Source organism: Methylobacterium sp. BI1 (assembly GCF_056680125.1).
Genome location: NZ_CM155267.1, coordinates 784,712 through 800,398, shown reverse-complemented (window position 1 = coordinate 800,398; position 15,687 = coordinate 784,712). Strand labels below are relative to the sequence as shown.

11 protein-coding genes and 1 pseudogene are annotated in these 15,687 nt (G+C 63.9%); 1 reads left to right on the top strand and 11 read right to left on the bottom strand.

Translation table 11 applies throughout. The annotated features are described in order from the left end of the window. Positions 1-165: 165 nt before the first annotated feature. The 6 genes and pseudogenes from AC1MGR_RS03845 to AC1MGR_RS03820 form a co-directional block, all read right to left on the bottom strand. Positions 166-1,161: an asparaginase gene (locus tag AC1MGR_RS03845; RefSeq protein ID WP_480233724.1), complete on the bottom strand. Its 996-nt coding sequence runs from the start codon at positions 1,159-1,161 to the stop codon at positions 166-168. Between the two features lie 14 nt (positions 1,162-1,175). Then, the gene (locus AC1MGR_RS03840; RefSeq protein WP_056476974.1) at positions 1,176-1,382 is read right to left on the bottom strand and encodes a Trm112 family protein; all 207 of its coding nucleotides are present in this window, start codon (positions 1,380-1,382) and stop codon (positions 1,176-1,178) included. Between the two features lie 27 nt (positions 1,383-1,409). Then, positions 1,410-2,078 carry an LON peptidase substrate-binding domain-containing protein gene (locus AC1MGR_RS03835; RefSeq protein ID WP_108035515.1) on the bottom strand — a complete coding sequence of 223 codons (669 nt, stop codon included), beginning with the start codon at positions 2,076-2,078 and terminating at the stop codon, positions 1,410-1,412. 28 nt (positions 2,079-2,106) lie between these two features. Then, entirely contained in the window at positions 2,107-3,006 is a 900-nt protein-coding gene (gene trxA / locus AC1MGR_RS03830) for a thioredoxin (protein ID WP_108035516.1), read from the bottom strand. Positions 3,007-3,190: 184 nt separating this feature from the next. Further along, the gene (locus AC1MGR_RS03825; RefSeq protein WP_480234924.1) at positions 3,191-3,730 is read right to left on the bottom strand and encodes a hypothetical protein; all 540 of its coding nucleotides are present in this window, start codon (positions 3,728-3,730) and stop codon (positions 3,191-3,193) included. 65 nt (positions 3,731-3,795) lie between these two features. Continuing rightward, positions 3,796-4,227 (bottom strand): annotated as a pseudogene (locus AC1MGR_RS03820) (glutathione S-transferase C-terminal domain-containing protein); the annotation flags it as partial. 38 nt (positions 4,228-4,265) lie between these two features. Between AC1MGR_RS03820 and AC1MGR_RS03815 the strand changes: the two are divergent. Beyond that, positions 4,266-6,023, top strand: coding sequence for a recombinase family protein (locus AC1MGR_RS03815; protein WP_480233723.1), 1,758 nt, complete (start codon positions 4,266-4,268; stop codon positions 6,021-6,023). 19 nt (positions 6,024-6,042) lie between these two features. Here the strand turns inward: AC1MGR_RS03815 and AC1MGR_RS03810 are convergent, their stop codons facing one another. The 5 genes from AC1MGR_RS03810 to AC1MGR_RS03790 all read right to left on the bottom strand — a co-directional run bounded on the left by AC1MGR_RS03810 (position 6,043) and on the right by AC1MGR_RS03790 (position 15,687). Then, the gene (locus tag AC1MGR_RS03810) at positions 6,043-6,639 is read right to left on the bottom strand and encodes a hypothetical protein (RefSeq protein ID WP_480233722.1); all 597 of its coding nucleotides are present in this window, start codon (positions 6,637-6,639) and stop codon (positions 6,043-6,045) included. Between the two features lies 1 nt (position 6,640). Beyond that, positions 6,641-8,926 (bottom strand): hypothetical protein, encoded by a 2,286-nt coding sequence (locus AC1MGR_RS03805; protein ID WP_480233721.1) that lies wholly within the window; start codon positions 8,924-8,926, stop codon positions 6,641-6,643. 61 nt (positions 8,927-8,987) lie between these two features. Beyond that, positions 8,988-11,891, bottom strand: coding sequence for a phage tail tip lysozyme (locus AC1MGR_RS03800; RefSeq protein WP_480233720.1), 2,904 nt, complete (start codon positions 11,889-11,891; stop codon positions 8,988-8,990). Positions 11,892-11,952: 61 nt separating this feature from the next. Then, entirely contained in the window at positions 11,953-13,632 is a 1,680-nt protein-coding gene (locus tag AC1MGR_RS03795; protein ID WP_480233719.1) for a hypothetical protein, read from the bottom strand. A 12-nt stretch (positions 13,633-13,644) separates the two neighbouring features. Beyond that, a complete protein-coding gene (locus AC1MGR_RS03790; protein WP_480233718.1) occupies positions 13,645-15,687 on the bottom strand; it encodes a hypothetical protein in 2,043 nt (680 codons plus the stop codon).

The window sequence follows — 15,687 nt, the reverse complement described above, 5'->3', positions numbered from 1 at the left end:
GATGGCGCACCGGCTTTTCAAGCAGACGATCAAGTGAGAGTGCGCTGAGCATACCCACCGAAGCGGCAGGATTGTGACAAGCGCCGCAATCGACTGATGAGACTTATTGCCGGACGTGTCTGAACGAGCCATGACCACGGTGAACGATCATGCGGAAGCTTGGCGTTACCGGTCGTAATACGCTTGCAATGCTTCGCGGTCCCGTGTGATCGGCAGCGCGAGCAGCGCCAGGACACGGGCCTTGTCCGGCGAGAGGTCGTCGGCGAAGACCGCGCCCGCCGCCCGCAGCGTGCTTCCGCCGCCCTTGAAGCCATAGACCGGGAGTGCCCGGCCGTGCGGGACCTGACTCGCCACCACGATGACGACGCCGGCGGTCATGGCCTCCACCACCGCGTCGTACAGGGCCTCGTTGACGTTGCCGAAGCCGTAGGCGGCGATCACCACGCCCTCGGCCCCGTCCGCCACCGCGTGGCGGAGCTGGCGCCCGTCGGCGCCGGCCGTCATCGCAACGAGCTCGACCCGGGCGAGCCGCTCGGGGAGCGGCAAAGTCTGGCGCCGCAGGGACTTGCGGGCGAACACGACGCGGTCCTCGTCCACGTGGCCGAGGAAGCCGGCCTCGCCGGACTGGAAGGTCTCGACGTTGTTGGTGTGGGACTTCCGCACCTCGCGGGCGGCGTTGATGTTGTGGTTGAGCGTTACCGTAACGCCGAGCCCACGCAGATCGTCGCGCCCGCTCTGGGCCAGGATCTGCCGGACCGCGTTGAGGAGGTTGCGCGCCCCGTCGGCATCCGCCTCGGAGGCGTTGCGCTGGGCGCCCACCATCACCACAGGCTTGTCGCTCGCCAGCGTCAGGTCAAGGAAATAGGCGGTCTGGTCGAGAGTGTCGGTGCCGTGCAGGACGATGGCGCCCGCGATGTCCGGCCGCGCCAGCAGGCCCGCCACCGTGCGGCTGAGGCCGGGCCAGTGCTCCGGGCCTAGATAGGCGCTCGGCACATTGGCGAATTCGACCACCTCGATCCGCGCGAGGTCGGCCAGGCGCGGCACCGCGGCGGCGAGGTCGGCCCCCGTCAGGGCGGGGACCGGGGCCCCCGTGACGGGATCGTGCTTCATCGCGATGGTGCCGCCAGTGGCGACGATGGCGATGGTCGGGCGATCGGTCATGCCGGTGCGGCCGATCAGTCGGTGAGCGCGCGCGCTTCTTCCGGCAGCATGATCGGGATGCCGTCGCGAATCGGGTAGGCGAGGCGGGCGGAGCGGCTCACCAGCTCCTGGCGGCCGGCATCGTACTCGAGGGTGTCCTTCGTCAGCGGGCAGACGAGGAGTTCGAGGAGCTTGGGGTCGACGCGGGTGGCCTCGACGGGGCTCGGGGTGTCATCGGCCATCTGGGGCGTATCCTTCGCGGGCAAGAACTACTGCAGGGTGGGCTCGGAGCCCGACCCGCGCACCAACTCCATTTCGGTCACCGCAATCAAGACCTCCGCCCGCGTCTTGAGGTCCGGCGCCTCCAGCATGGCCTGCTTCTCGCGAGCGCCGAAGGGACTCATCATGCAGAGGGCGTTGACCAGCGCCTCGTTGGGCGCCTCCTCGATGCCGGCCCAGTCGACCTTGAGGTCGTTGACCTCGACGAAGTCGCGCAGGGCCTTGAGCACGCCCTCGCGGTCCACCGCCTCCTCGCCCGCCCGCGCCTCGAAATCCGTGGCGAAGTCGTCGTAGGAGACCTGGCAGCGCCGGTAGCGCGTGGTGGTGGCGAGCTCGCTCTCCACCCGGAAGCGGGCGATGCCGGTGAGCGAGATCAGGTAGCGCCCGTCGCCGGTCTCGGCGAACTGGGTGATCCGCCCGGCGCAGCCGACCCGGAAGAGCTTCGGCGTCATCGGCGACGAGCCCGCCTCCACGTCGGGCTGGATCATGCCGATGATCCGGTCCGTGCGCAGGGCATCGTCGATCATGGCGAGGTAGCGCGGCTCGAAGATGTTCAGCGGCATCTGTCCACGCGGCAGCAGCAACGCACCGGGCAGCGGGAAGACCGGAATTACTCCGGGGCAGTCGGCCGGTCCCTTGTAGCCCGCATGCGTGCTCATCGTGTTCCCCTGCGGTTCGTTCGCGGCCTCAGGCGAAGACCAGCGTCGACAGGCGTCGCCGCCCGCGGATCGAGGCCTTGTCCATCAGGCCCCAGGCCTCGAAGAAGGTGAGGAGCTGCTTGCGCGCCGCGCCCTCGTTCCAGGTCCGGTCCCGGCGCTCGATCTCGATCAGCTGGTCCACCGCCTCGTCGCGCATGTTGCGGCCGTTGAGGCCGAGCGCGAGGTCGAAGCGGGCCTGGAAGTCGTTCGGGTCGGCCTCGATCCGAGTCTGGAAGGTGCCGAGGTCGCCCAGGGCCGCCGCCTGCTCGGCGAGCTCGATCGCTGCGCGCACGCTGGCAAGGCCCGCATGGGACGCCTTCTCGGGCGGCGCCATGGCGACGATCTGCTTGGCGTTCTCGATGTCGCCGAGGTCGAGCTGAATCTTGGCCAGGGCCGCGATCGCGTCGACGTTCTCGGGCTCCTCGGAGAGCACGGCGGCGTAGAGCTGCGCGGCCTGCGCCACGTCGCCCACCCCGAGGAGGGCCTCGGCCTCCGACATGGCCTCCTCGATCGGCGTCGGGCCGGCGGGGCCGGCCAAGCGCGCGATGAATTCCTTGATCTGGGCCTCCGGCACCGCGCCCATGAAGCCGTCCACCGGCTGGCCCTTGTCGAAGGCGATCACGGCGGGGATCGACTGGATGCCGAGCTGGCCGGCGATGGAGGGATGCTCGTCGATGTTCATCTTGACGAGCTTCACCGTGCCGGCGGAGCCCGCGACCACCTTCTCCAGGACGGGGGCGAGCTGCTTGCAGGGGCCGCACCACGGCGCCCAGAAGTCGACGAGCACGGGCTGCTGCATCGACTCGGCGATGACGTCCTGGCGGAAGCTCGCCGTGGTCACGTCCTTGGTGGGGGTGGGGCCGCCCGGCACCGGCGCATCGTTCAGCATAACGTCCTCGAGGCCTTCGTTTGGATCCGTCGGAAGGTCCGGGTCTGTCCGCCCATTCCATCCTGCGTCAAGAGATGGGAACTCCGCGCGCTCGGACCAGAGCGGACGTCCACACGCAATCGCCCCCGGGGGCTCCGGCGAGTCCCATCGCGGCGATCCGATCTCCGGAGACAGACCGGCGCGCCTAGCGGGGCGCGCTCCCACCGGCGTTGCCTGCTTCCGGTGTCTTGGCCCCTTCGGGTGTCTTGCCCGCATCCGGTGTCTTGCCCGCATCCGGTGTCTTGGCATCGGTCACGAAGACGCCCTGGTAGGCTCCCTTGGCGGCGTTCGCCTCGCAGGTGATTGCGGTCTTGCCCGGCTCCGGGGTGCTGAAGGCGCAGGAGCCGACGGCCACCAGCGGTCCCTGCGCCACGCCGTCCTTCGTCGTCTCGCTCGGGATCACGAGGTTGATCGGCTGGAGCGGGTCGGTCTCCTCCGTCCGCTCCTGCTGGGCGCCGTTGCCGCTGAAGCTCAGGGCCCGGCCCTCGGCGGCGAAGTCGAAGCTCGTGCGGTTGCGCGAGACCGTGTTCATCAAGGTGTTCTTGCAGGTCGCGGTCACGTCCTTGCCGGCGATCACGAGCTTCTCGCAGCGGCCCTCCAGCTTGACGGCCGTCTGGGCCAGGGCAGGCGCGGCGACGAGGAGCGGGGCGGCGGCGAGGACGAGGCGGGTGGTCGAGAGGCGCATCATGGTTCCGATGTAAGGCTGCGGGTCGGTTCGTCGAGGGGCGGCGGGCGCTCAAGGCCCCGGGGTCAGGCGGGAAAGCGCGCGGCGCGATCGTTCGGGGCGTCGAAGTCTAGGGCCGGTCCGAGGGGCACGATCCGGGTCGGATTGATGGTCGGGTGGCTCTCGTAATAGTGCCGCTTGATATGGGTGAGGTTCACCGTGCCGGCGACCCCCGGCAGGGCGTAGAGGTCGCGCAGATAGTTCGACAGGTTGGGATAGTCGGCGATGCGCTGCCGGTTGCACTTGAAGTGCCCGACATAGACGGCGTCGAACCGCACCAGGGTGGTGAACAGCCGGATATCCGCCTCGGTCAGCCGGTCGCCGCAGAGGTAGCGCGCCGTATCGAGGCGAGCCTCCAGGGCGTCGAGTTCGGCGAACAGAGCGGTGAAGGCCTCCGCGTAGGCGGCCTGCTCGGTGGCGAAGCCCGCCTTGTAGACCCCGTTGTTCACGGCGTCGTAGCAACCCCCGTGCGATTGCACATGCGCAGCCCACGGAGGTGGCAGTGGAGAGCACAGTCCCGAGTTCGGTGCACGTCGCGTATTCCTACATACGGATGAGCACCGAGAAGCAGATTACTGGCGACAGCCTTCGTCGGCAGTTGCAGATGAGCAGAGAGTGGGCGGAACGACATAATGTCGCACTAGATGGCAGTCTGCGCGACATCGGCATCAGTGCGTTCAAGGGGCGCAACCGCACCGATGGAGCGTTGGGCCGCTTTCTCGAAATGGTGGAACAAGGCCGCATCCGCAGGGGCAGTTATCTGCTCGTTGAGAGCCTGGACAGATTGTCGCGCGATCAGGTGCTGGAGGCGCTGAGCCTGTTCCTGGAGATCATCCGCGCGGGCATCACCATTGTCACGCTTGGCGATGATCAGATGTACAGCCAGGAGACCGTGGGCAACGACTGGAGCAAACTCATCATCTCGCTCACCATCATGGCGCGAGCCCATGAGGAGAGCCTGCGCAAGAGCCAGCGCATGGAGAAATCCTACGAGGCCCGGCGAGCACTGTATGCAGAGGGCGGCTACGGCTTCACGCTCAGCGCGCCCGGATGGATCGACGCCACCAAGGTGGGACGCGGCAAGTACGAGTTCGTGCTCAACGAGCATGCCCCCACTGTGCGCCGCATATTCGAGATGGCTGCCAGCGGCATGGGGCAGATGGCCATTGCTCAAGCGCTCAATGCCGAGAGCGTGCCCCCGTTCAAAACGAGCAGCAGCGGTTGGTACTCGGGCATGGTGGGCAGGGTGATCAACGGCAGGGACACGCTGGGTGAGTTTCAGCCCAACCGTGAAGGACCCAAGCGGGCGAACATTCCCGTGGGCGAACCAATCCTCGGCTACTTCCCAGCGGTAGTGAGCCACGACCTGTGGCAGCGGGCACAGCAGCAGAAGCGCCCCTATCACGGCAGCGGTGGGCGCAAGGGAAGCCTGTTCAGCAACCTGTTCACGGGCATGTGCCGCTGCGAGCACTGCCGCGATGCCATGAACATGCATCACATCACGCGCAGGCGTGCCGAGGAATACGGGCTCCAGCACTACATCACCTGCGGCAACCGCAGGCGTTCACGGGGCTGCCCTCAACCGGCGAAGTTGTTTCAGTACGATCCGCTGGAAGCAGCCATCCTCGACAATGTGCGAGAGTTTCGCCTCAGCGACGTGCTCCGGCAGCAGCAAGCCAACAATCCATTGGATGCGATCCTTGAGCAGATGGCTGCCATCCGGCACCAGATTGAGGATATCCGCAAGCGCGAAGCCCGGCTGCTGGATCAGTTGGAGGAAGCCGACGGCGACACCTCCGAAATCAGGCAGCGGCTAACTCAGCGCAAGGCTCAGCGCAGTGACTTGGAAACTGCTCTGGCTGGCCTGGAGCGCCAGAAGGCAGACGCTGAAATGACCATGAGCGCGCAGAGCATCACGGAGGACGAGATCGACCGCATGCGGGCGGAGTGGCGAACAGCCGACAAGAGCACCGTGTACATGCTCCGCGCTCGCACCAACGCCGCGCTGCGCACGTTCATCGACGCCATCACGTTCAACAGCGAGCACAACACGGTGACGGTGATCGTGATGAATGGCCTACGTGCGTACCGGTTCAGAGACTACGAATTCGAGGGCCACGTCGACCTCACAGACCGCCTGGGCGACTACGGCTCGGGTATGATCGACCCAATCTCGTTCACAGCGGATGGCATCACGGGCGCATCCGTGCCCGAGGAGGAAGAACGGCTGAAACAACTGCTCAGCCGCTCATAGCCCTCACGATTCGTGAACCTCAGGAGCCGGCCAGCAACTGGCCGGCTCTCTCTGTTCCAAACGCTGTCACGAAGCCCGCGAGCAGTTCTGCGAACAGCGGGTCCGAGTGGTCCAGATAGGTGGCTTCGTTGAAGATGCGCTGCTTGCGCGTGCTCTGCTGGCCCAGCACGGCTTCGATGATGTCGGCTTCCTCGTCGGTTGCCCTCAGCCAGATGTCCTTCTTGTAGGTAATCACGGGCTGCACAGGCACCGGAATGTCCGAGAACGTACCAGCCTCGGGATCGTACACCTTGCGGGCAAACGTGTTGTGGGGCTTTTCGCCCTCCCAACCCTCAACCTCGATGAGCGTCTGGTTCTGCGGGAACATCTTTTGGATGTCTGCCAGGGCAAACACGCTCTGTGTGATGAGACCGAGATTGGTGGGCAGACAGGCGATCATCACGCTGCCCGGCTGGAATGTGCCCTCGGCGCGGCTGTAATCGTACCAGTCCACGCCATCGCTCTCGCGCTTGCAGAAGATGGTACCAGCGGGCACCAGAGGAAAACCCTCTGGTGTCAGCACTGCATCGCGCGTGTACGGCACCCAATTGCCGTGATCCGTGATAGTATAAGTCATATTATGCGTACCCCACTGTGTACCAATTTCCGTAACTGTCCAATTTCTGAATGTACCTCCAACGAGCACCACCAACGTGGTCACCCACCTGTCCGGTGATGTAGAAGTTGAGAGTGGTGATGCAGGCGCCGCCGTAGGGCTCTGCAAAGTTGCCCACATCGCGGTTCCAGTTGGAGTTCAGATCACCCGCGTGCACCATGCGAATATCCTGAATGGGATTGATCCAACTACGAGTGAGGATGCGCTCAAGATCGCTGCCATCCACCTGCGCACGCAGGGCGCTTCCATCCCAACCGAGATAAACCGTGTTGCCCTGCTGGTAGGCACCGCCGCTCTGGCGAACCGGCGTGAAGCCCAAGTTGGCCTGACGAGTGTTGGCCCAAGCCTGGGCACGGCTCTCGATGCGGCTGTTGATGTCTCCCAACTGCGCACACCACAGCGAGCCATCATTGCCCACCATGAAGCGTTCGCCACCATCGTGGCTGCTGACGCGGAAATTGCCGTCACCGGCCGAGCGCGCGTACCAGATGCGTAGGTTCGGGTAGTGCAACTGAATCTGCGCTTCTGCCTTCTGGATTTGAAGGTCGCCCGTCATGGTGTCGCCGGTCTTGGCTACACGCTCAGCAGCGTAGGCAGCAGCCCTGCCCTCGATGCGGCCGTTGAGGTCGCCCAACTGACGGGTCTGCACGTCACCGCCGGGTCCGATGTAGATGTTCCAATTGTTAGCCGTGTAATCCCACAGATACATGCCGCCGTTTTCACGCACCTGCCATGCAAGGTCGCGCACACCAGGGTAGAGGTAGCGGGTCATGGGGTAGGATTTGGTGATCTGGAGATCACCCGACATGGTGTCGCCGCTCTTGGATACGCGAGTGCTTGCAGCATTGGCAGCAAACGCATTGGCGCGGTCCTCGATGCGCTGGTTCAGGTCACCCAACTGCGCAGTCCAAACCGCGCCGCTGTCGTACACTCGCATCTTCCAGCCGCCATCGCTGCCGAGGAAGCCAATGGTGCCGCTGTTGTTGTGGAGGTAGCGAGTGCCCTCGTCGGTGTCACGCATCTCGATGTACGAGGCGGTTTGGCCTTCACCCACAACCAAGCGACCGTTGGCACGCACTGCGCCCGCAGCATGAACATCTCCAGCCGCCTCAACGCCGCCCTGGAAAATCTGTAGCGTGCCGTCGTCATTGAGACCCATGTACTTGTAGTTTGGGCCTGCGCCTGCGCGAAAGCGGATGTTGTTGGTGCCACCGTCCGAGTAGAAGTAGGCTTCGCTTGCACTTGGGTAGACGCCATTGAAGCGCACTGCGGTGTTTAGCGATGCTTTGGTGCCTGGGTCGAAATTGCCGCCGTGCCACACCCCATAACTGCCACCAGCACCGGGCTGGATGTAGAGGTTGCCACCACCGCCCACGATCCAGTTGGCGCTGTCGAAGCCGATGCGCGTGCTGGAACCCATCTTGAAATAGGCTTGGTTGCTGTCCTGTAGACCGCGCACACTAATCGTGTTGGCCACGTCGATGTCGCCCATGGCAGCGTCATTGCCAATCTGGAGCGCATTGCCAGTGCCGTTCTCGGCCACCACCACGCGGTTGAACGACACGTTGGCACCCAGGCTGGCCTTGAGATCGGGGTTGAAATTGCCCGTGGTCCAGATCGTGCCGCCTGCACCGCTCTTGAGGTAGAAGTCCTCAATGGCTCCGTCGCTGGGACGGCGCGAGCGGAACAGCCAGTCGTTGCCTCCACCCACGTTGCGGCTGCTGTAAATGTTCTTGCTGCGGTATGTGGTTGCGGGTGCGCCCGTGTCTTCCAGGGTGAGGATGGCATCGCCATCCTTGACGATGCTCACGCTGTCCTTGAAGAACCTGCTGCCCACGCTCTGATGCAGGAAGTTTGCACCATCGCAAACCACTGTAACCACCTGGCCGAGCACGATTTCGCCAGCGCTCAGTGCGGTACCATCGGCACGCAGGATGCTGCGGCTGCCAAGGCCGTTGATGTTGATTGTGGCTGCGCCCGTGTTGGTGGCGTTGGCGAAGAAGCGATAAACCTCGCCCTTCACGTAACCTTCCGGCACCTGCGGATAGGTGAGCACGTAAGCGTTTGCCGATCCCGTGCTCGATACCATGGCGTTGCTGCGGTCAAACGCGCGCTTGGTAGCGCCCATGAGCGCACGAACCACGCCGCCGACCTGAGATGGCAGAATGCCGCTGGGAAATCCGCTGGGAGCGGGTTGAGTATTGCTGCTGTCCGCTTCGCTCCAACTGGAGTTAGTTAGATCTGCCATCTTTCACCGTTTCTTCTTATTGTTGGAGGCTCACGTATTTATCGTGATGCCTCAGATTTGATTATTTCTTCTTTTTCTCGTCCGCTTGAGCGATGTTACGCGCGAGGTTGGCCACTGCTTCACGCTCTGTGGCTGCCAGTCCCGGTGTTGCAGCGTAGTCCATGAGAGCCTGTACGCTCCGAGCAACACCACCGCGCTGCACCTGAGCGCGCGGCAGTCCCGCCACGATGCTCACCACCGTGGGACTAGTGAGGAGGAAGTCTGCTGCCTTGGTGGCCACGCCACCGGCAGCGGCTGTTGCGATGTTGCCCAGTGCCAGCGCGGCTTTGCCGGTCATTGCTGCACCACCGATAGCGCCGAGGCCAGCCAGTCCAGCCTTCACCGTTTCGATGTTGCTGGTGTTACTGCCGTTCACGCTCTTTCCGTAATTGCGCATGTTGCCAGCGATACGTGCCAAGCGGTCGAGATCGCTGCGGTAGGCCTCGTTGGTAGTGCCATCGAACAGCGCGCTCTTGGCCTCGGGGCTCATCTTGTTCCAGTTGGTTAGGAACTGGGTGCTGCTGAAGCCCTGGCCGTTTGCGTTGCCCAGGCGCTCCACCGTGGCAGCGGTGAACTGGTCCCAGGCTTCGTTGCCCTGGCCCTGTAGGATTTGCCTGCGAGCAGCCGCGATCCTGTTGCCGCCACGCTCGTTGCCCTTGAGCATGTTCGTAAGCACGTCCTCATCCACCTTGGCAGCGGTGATGGGCGCGAGGTTCTCTGCAACGTTGGTGGGGCTGCCAGTTGCTTTGCCAGCCCTGTAAGCGGCATCAGCCTCGCTCCAGGCTGCACGAGCACCATTGCCCGCACTGTCGGCGGTTGCGCCCATCTCTGCGGTGAGGGCGTCGTACATGCGGCCAAGGTAGCCCTGCTCAGCGTGGTTGGTGCTGGCATGCTGCATCTTGCCCACCTGAGTGCGGGCCTGCTTGATGCTGTCGAAGGTGGCACCGTTGCCGATGTCTTCGTTGATCGCGCGAACTCGGCGCACGGCTGCGCCGAGTTCGCTGCCGTAGGTTTCGCGGCCGAACGCGCTGAGACCCTGATGCTCCGTGGCCAACTCATATGCGAGGTTGGCGATGTGGTTGCCCGGCGCAGGCACGTTGCCGGTGAGCGCACCCACGTTCTCATACTGCTGGTTGGCTGCCTGCTGGAAACGGGTCTCTGCGTTACCGGCTGCCTGCTTGAGCGTGTTGCCCACCTCCTGCACCGTGCCCGGCGTTGCCTGGGGATTGGTGCTGGATGCGATGCCGCTCACGATGCGGTCGTTCTCCGCAGCCATGCGCTCGCCCGCGCTGGTGCTTGCCTTGCCCAACTGCCCGCCCAACACTGGCACGGCACTGACACCGCGCTCCACGTACTGGGTGGGAGCATTGCCGGTGACCATGCCCACGGTGGGCTCCATGCCAATAGCGCGCATGTCCGTTACGGCTGCGGCTGCTTCCGGGGTGCCGAAACCGAGACTGCGCCCAGCGTACTTGGCACCACCGATGAGGGCACGACCCGCACCCTCACCAACCGCGTTGGCACCTGCGGTGATCGCCGCATCCGTCAACTGCTCGCCTGTGCTTCGGGTGTCGTTGTTGCCGTACCACCAGTTGATACCGCGCTGAGCCGCCTCGCGCGCGGCAGTACCACCAGCGGCGGCACCGGCCATGGCACCCGCTGGCACCGCAACGGCAGCACCTGGGCCAGCCGCAGCACCTGCAAAGGCACCGCCAGCAGCACCGAGACCACCACCGATCATCTCAGCGAACATGGGCGCAGCGCCTGCAATGTCACCAAGAGATGGCATCCAACCCGGATTGTTATACTTCTGCCATTCGCCCTTTTCGTTCTGGTACTGGAAGTTGTCTCCCTGGTACGGCGTTGCCGTGGGATAGTGCTTGCGCAGCGCAGCCAACTGATCCTCTGGCTTGGTGAGCGCATCCACCTCGAATCGCACGCTGGGCGGTGCCTCTGCCTTGTCGTTCCACTTGAACTCGGGTGCCGCAGCGGGCTTGGCCTGTGGCGAGGTGTTCTGCACGGGAGTGGCCAGCGCACCGAATGGATTGGCGGCCTCACTAGTCGCGGGCGGTGCGGCCTGGGCGGGTGCAGCATCTTGCACCGGAGTGGCGAGGGCACCAAAGGGGTTGCCCTGGCTACCCGGAGTGCTGCCGATCACCTGAGCGGTTTGCACTGGCGCAGCCACGGGGGCGATGGGTGCAGCAGGAGCCACGGGCGAAGCCGGGATGGCACCACCGAGGGCGCGCATGGTGAGCGCGTCGGCCTGGGCCTTGTCCGCGCTGGCCAACTGCACAGGGGCTGCCTGGGCTTCGCTCTTTGCGGGACCGCCGAGGGCGATCATGCCGCCCAGTGCATCCGGGGGCAGACCAAAGTTGCCAGCGCTTTGTGTGATCTCACGCACCGATGGAGCAGGACCGGCAGCGGAACCACGACTACGTGGCGGCTCACCTACGGGGGTCTGAGCGTTCTGTGCGGTGATGGCTGCAATCTGCTCGGGGCTGATCGTTCCCATCTGACCGGCGAAACGGATGCCATCGCCCAGTCGAGCACGAGCCACCGCGTTGGCGTTGGCAGGAACCTCATACTGCTTGGTCCAGATGTCGTTACCGGCCCGCACGTCATCGCCCGCCTTGAGCAGCGCTGTAAGCACATGCTTGTGGCTGCCCTGGAGTTCGTTGCCGATGTGGCTGATCTGAGCGCGCGGGTCATTCCACGATGTGCCCATGCTCTCAGCAGTGCGACGCAGGGCCGTTGCTCGACCCTGGTTCCACTGCCCCATGCCGATACTATCGGAGCCGTCGCGACCATCACCGGGATTGATCGCGTTGGGGTTCAGTTTCTCGCCACTCTCACCAATCATGGAGCCCACTGCACCCGCAGCAGTACCGGGTGCAACACCAAGTTCTAGGAACTTGTTGTAGAGCATGAGTGCGTTGGGGCTGATATTCTTAGCCATTCTTGGTGTGGCCTTTCGTTTTTCTTATTAGTTAGTTCTTCTGGAAAACCTGTCCGTTGTACTCGAACCGGTCACCCGGCTTGAGTGCGGCAAAGCCGGGATCGTTGGGGCTGCTGAACTTGGGCACGCCACCAGCACGCGGTGCAGCGGGAGCACCAGCGGGTGCAGCGGGAGCACCACCCAGGGCCGGTGCACGAGCAGCAGCAGCAGCGGCGTTCGCCTCTCGCTCCAACTCGGCCGGGCTCTTCCAAGCGCCGTGTAGATCGGTAATGTCCGGGATCACCATGGTGGGATCGATGCCACCGATTTTGCCAGCAAGAGCACGCTGGTTATCGCGCTGCTTCTCGTAGGTCTTCTTCTGATCCTGATACTTGCCGTCCATGTTGCGGAGGATCTTCTCCTTGTTCTCAGGGCTCATACCACCGCCAGTAATGGCCTGATTGATGGCACTGATCATGCCCTCTGGCATGCTCTGCGTCTTCGTGCTCAGTGTTGCAATTTCATTCTGGCTAACAACGCTGCCTGGATCGTTCAACTTGTACCAGTCCAGCACCAACTGAGCCGTACCAAGGCCGCTGTTGTCCTTGTAAGCACGGTCGAAGCCTGCACGGATGTTGGTAGCAGCAACGAACTTCTTGTTGTTCTCGCTGGCGTTCCAAGTGGCGTTCATGTCCTTGGCGCGGTCATCAAAGGTCTTCTTGTCGCCACTTGCGTCCTTGGCGGCCTGCTCCTTCATGCGCAGTTCGCTTTCGTTGTTCTGCAACAGCAACTTGGTGGGCAGTTCGCCCGCGCTCTTGGCTGCGCTCTCGGCCTGGGCAATCTGACCCTTGCCAGCGGCATAACCGGGCATGGGAACCGTGTTGCCATCAGCGCCGAAGAAGAGGCCCTGGCTCACGGCCTGCTTCTCCCAGGCCATGGCCGCTTCGCTGTGCTGCTTTGCGACATCATCGTAGCCAGCCGCACGAGCCTGACGGGCCAGCATGTTATGCTGGTTGATGCGAGCCATGATCTGGCCTCCAACATCGCCGCCATTGGCCTGGGGTGCTGCTGGGCCTGCCTGGGCCGCAGGACCCTGTACAGGGGCGGCAGGGGCAACCGGAGCACCGGGAGCAGCCTGAGGCGGCCTTGGCCCTGCTGGGGCAGCCTGGGAGGGCTGTGCAGCCGGGGGCCTGATGTCCAGGGGAGCGCCGGGAGCGGCGGGTGCAGCGGGTGCAGGAGCCTGACCGGGTGCAACGGGAGCACCAACAGGTGCGCCGGGCACGGGAGCGCCGGGAGTGGTGTTGAGAGCGGTGCTGCCAGCACCATTCGGGTTCACGGTGCCGTTGAACGCTGCACGAGCAGCGGCCTGCTGCTGGGCCTGCTGAGCCTGGATCTGATGCAGGGCGGTGTTCGCGCCCATGTTGCCAATCTGAGCCTTGAGGTACTGACGCTTGAGAGCATCGTCCTGCGTGCCGCCGTAACTCTTGGCGAAGGAGTTCATGCCCTCGCCCAGCGCACCCAGGAAGTTGTTGGGGGTGTACGAGGGTCCACCTGCCTTCATCATGCTGCCGCCCAGCGCGATGAGGCCCTGGCCCAGTCGGCTGCGCTTTTCGGGGTCGTTGAGACCCAGCATGCTGAGGAAGCCGCCCTGATCGCCACCAGCAGCGGGTGCAGCAGGTGCAGCGCCGTTGCCAGCGCCGCCGCCCATTCCGAGAAAGTCGAGAAGTCCCATCGTATGCTCCCGTTACTTGGCCATGAGGCCAGCAATGGAGCCGATTGCTCCCGTAGCCTGCGCCATGTTGTTGGTGTAGATCGGCTTTGTCTGAGTGCCGCTGGTGTTGTTGAAGTTGCCGCCGTTGAGGATGTTGGCCTGATTGATGAGGCCGGTCCAAACTGCGTTCTGCTGAGCGTTCCACTTGTTGATGTCGTCCTGCAGGAAGGCACCATCACGGGCCTGCTGCGCCTGTCCCACACCCAACAGGGCCTGCGAATCCGCGTAGTCGTTGGCACGTAGACCCGGAGCCATGCCCGCTGCCTGCAACTGCTGGCCAATCTGCGCGTTCTGCGCGCTGGTCTGACCATTCGCAGCGTTCAACTGGAGACCAGCATTGCTGAGTTGGTTGGCAAAGTCCTGGTTGGCCAAGTTGGCACCAGTGTTCATTGCACCAATCTGGTTGGTGGTGTCGTACTTGTAGAGGTCACTCAACTGGTTGAGGTAGCCCAGGTTGCTGCTCTGCTGAGCCACGGCCTGATTGCCCAACTGGCCAGCAGCAGCCAGTTTCTGGCTCTGCTCCATGTTGCTGATGTTGCCGTAGTTCTGGCTGGCAGCGATGGCGTTCTTGATGGCGCTGTCCGAGAAGTTGCCAAGGCCGGTCATTGCCGCGAGGCGCTGAGCCTGCTGCTGACTGTCGATGTTGGCCACGTTCTGGCTGGCGTTGATGGCGTTCTTGGCGATGGCATCCGAGGTGTTGCCCATGCCGGTGATCGCCGCGAGCCTCTGGGCCTGCTGGTTGCTGTCGATGTTCGCCGCGTTCTGGTTGGCCGCGATGGCGTTCTTGGTGGCTGCATCGCTGGTGCTCGATAGCCCGGTGAGCGCGCTGAGGCGTGCCGCCTGCTGGGCCTGATCCGTGCTGCTGAGGCTGTTGAGCGCGTTCTGTACGTTGCCAACGTTCTGCTGGTACAGGTTGCCAATAGCGTTCTGCGCATTCAACTGGTTGGTGCGCTCGCTGTTGTAGTTGTTGTACATCATGTTGCCGCTGTTGGTGGCCATTGCTTTGGCAGTGGCTTCCTCGGCGGTGTTGCGCAGGCTGGCGTAAGCACCGGAACCCAGTCTTCCAGCCTTGGCCATGGTGCTATCCACACCCGGCGCGATGCTGTTGTTGAACTGGTCCACGAATGTCTGGTTGCTGTTCTTGATAGCCTGATCGATGTAGGGGTTGCTGTTCAGGTAATCGCCATTGGCTGTGCTCTGGAGCATGCTGCCCGCAGGGTTGCCGTTGTTGGCGAGGTACGAGGCAAAAGCCTGCTGAGCCGGTAGCGCGCTGTTGTTGTAGCCGGTGGCGCTCTGAAAGCCTGCCTGTGCCGGGTTGTTGCCAGCAGTGCCCGCGAGGCCACGAGCCTGATCGAGGCTGCCGTTGGTGTAGCCGCTGGCACCCTGGAACGCTGCCAGCGCCGGGTTGGTGCTGGCCAGCGAAGCCGCATCCTTGGCGAGGCCAAGTCCACTATTCGTGTAGCCGGTTTGGCTGCCGAACGCGCCCACGGCGGGGTTGTTACCGGCACTGCCTGCCAGCGCTGCTGCACCGGGTGTTGCGCCGTTGCCAGCGCTGAGACCCGCCAGTGCCGTAGCCAACACTCCGGGGTTGCTCCACTGCGCACCCTGAGCCAGCGCACCAGTGCCGCCGAAGCCGTTGGCCAGTGCGCCGCTGGCCACGGCGTTGACCATTCCGGAGTACGGGTTAGCGCTGGGGTTGAGGCCCTGCTGTAGGTTCTCGTAGGTGTTCTTGGGCGTGCCGTCGTAGGCACTGCCGGTCATCACACCGTTGGCCACACCCTGAGCATTGCCGTTGAGCGCACTGCCGTTGCGGGCAATGGCCTCCATGTTGGAGTAGGCATCCTGGGTGGGCTTGCTCCAGTCGATCACCGTGCTGTTCGGGTACGGGCTGGGCGCACCGCTCTTGCGAGCAGCCTCCGCATCCGCGTACAGACTAGCGTAGTAGGGCTGAGCGCCACTCCACGGCTCGGTCTTCTGGTTGCTGGTAACAGTTTCGGTTCGTGTCTGGGTTCCCAT

What these genes read in the sequence shown, in the direction of transcription:
- AC1MGR_RS03825 (WP_480234924.1), bottom strand. Translation starts at nt 3,730, where the DNA reads ATGCGCCTCTCGACCACCCGCCTCGTCCTCGCCGCCGCCCCGCTCCTC.
- AC1MGR_RS03845 (WP_480233724.1), bottom strand. Translation starts at nt 1,161, where the DNA reads ATGACCGATCGCCCGACCATCGCCATCGTCGCCACTGGCGGCACCATC.
- AC1MGR_RS03800 (WP_480233720.1), bottom strand. Translation starts at nt 11,891, where the DNA reads ATGCTCTACAACAAGTTCCTAGAACTTGGTGTTGCACCCGGTACTGCT.
- AC1MGR_RS03790 (WP_480233718.1), bottom strand. Translation starts at nt 15,687, where the DNA reads ATGGGAACCCAGACACGAACCGAAACTGTTACCAGCAACCAGAAGACC.
- trxA (WP_108035516.1), bottom strand. Translation starts at nt 3,006, where the DNA reads ATGCTGAACGATGCGCCGGTGCCGGGCGGCCCCACCCCCACCAAGGAC.
- AC1MGR_RS03835 (WP_108035515.1), bottom strand. Translation starts at nt 2,078, where the DNA reads ATGAGCACGCATGCGGGCTACAAGGGACCGGCCGACTGCCCCGGAGTA.
- AC1MGR_RS03810 (WP_480233722.1), bottom strand. Translation starts at nt 6,639, where the DNA reads ATGACTTATACTATCACGGATCACGGCAATTGGGTGCCGTACACGCGC.
- AC1MGR_RS03840 (WP_056476974.1), bottom strand. Translation starts at nt 1,382, where the DNA reads ATGGCCGATGACACCCCGAGCCCCGTCGAGGCCACCCGCGTCGACCCC.
- AC1MGR_RS03805 (WP_480233721.1), bottom strand. Translation starts at nt 8,926, where the DNA reads ATGGCAGATCTAACTAACTCCAGTTGGAGCGAAGCGGACAGCAGCAAT.
- AC1MGR_RS03795 (WP_480233719.1), bottom strand. Translation starts at nt 13,632, where the DNA reads ATGGGACTTCTCGACTTTCTCGGAATGGGCGGCGGCGCTGGCAACGGC.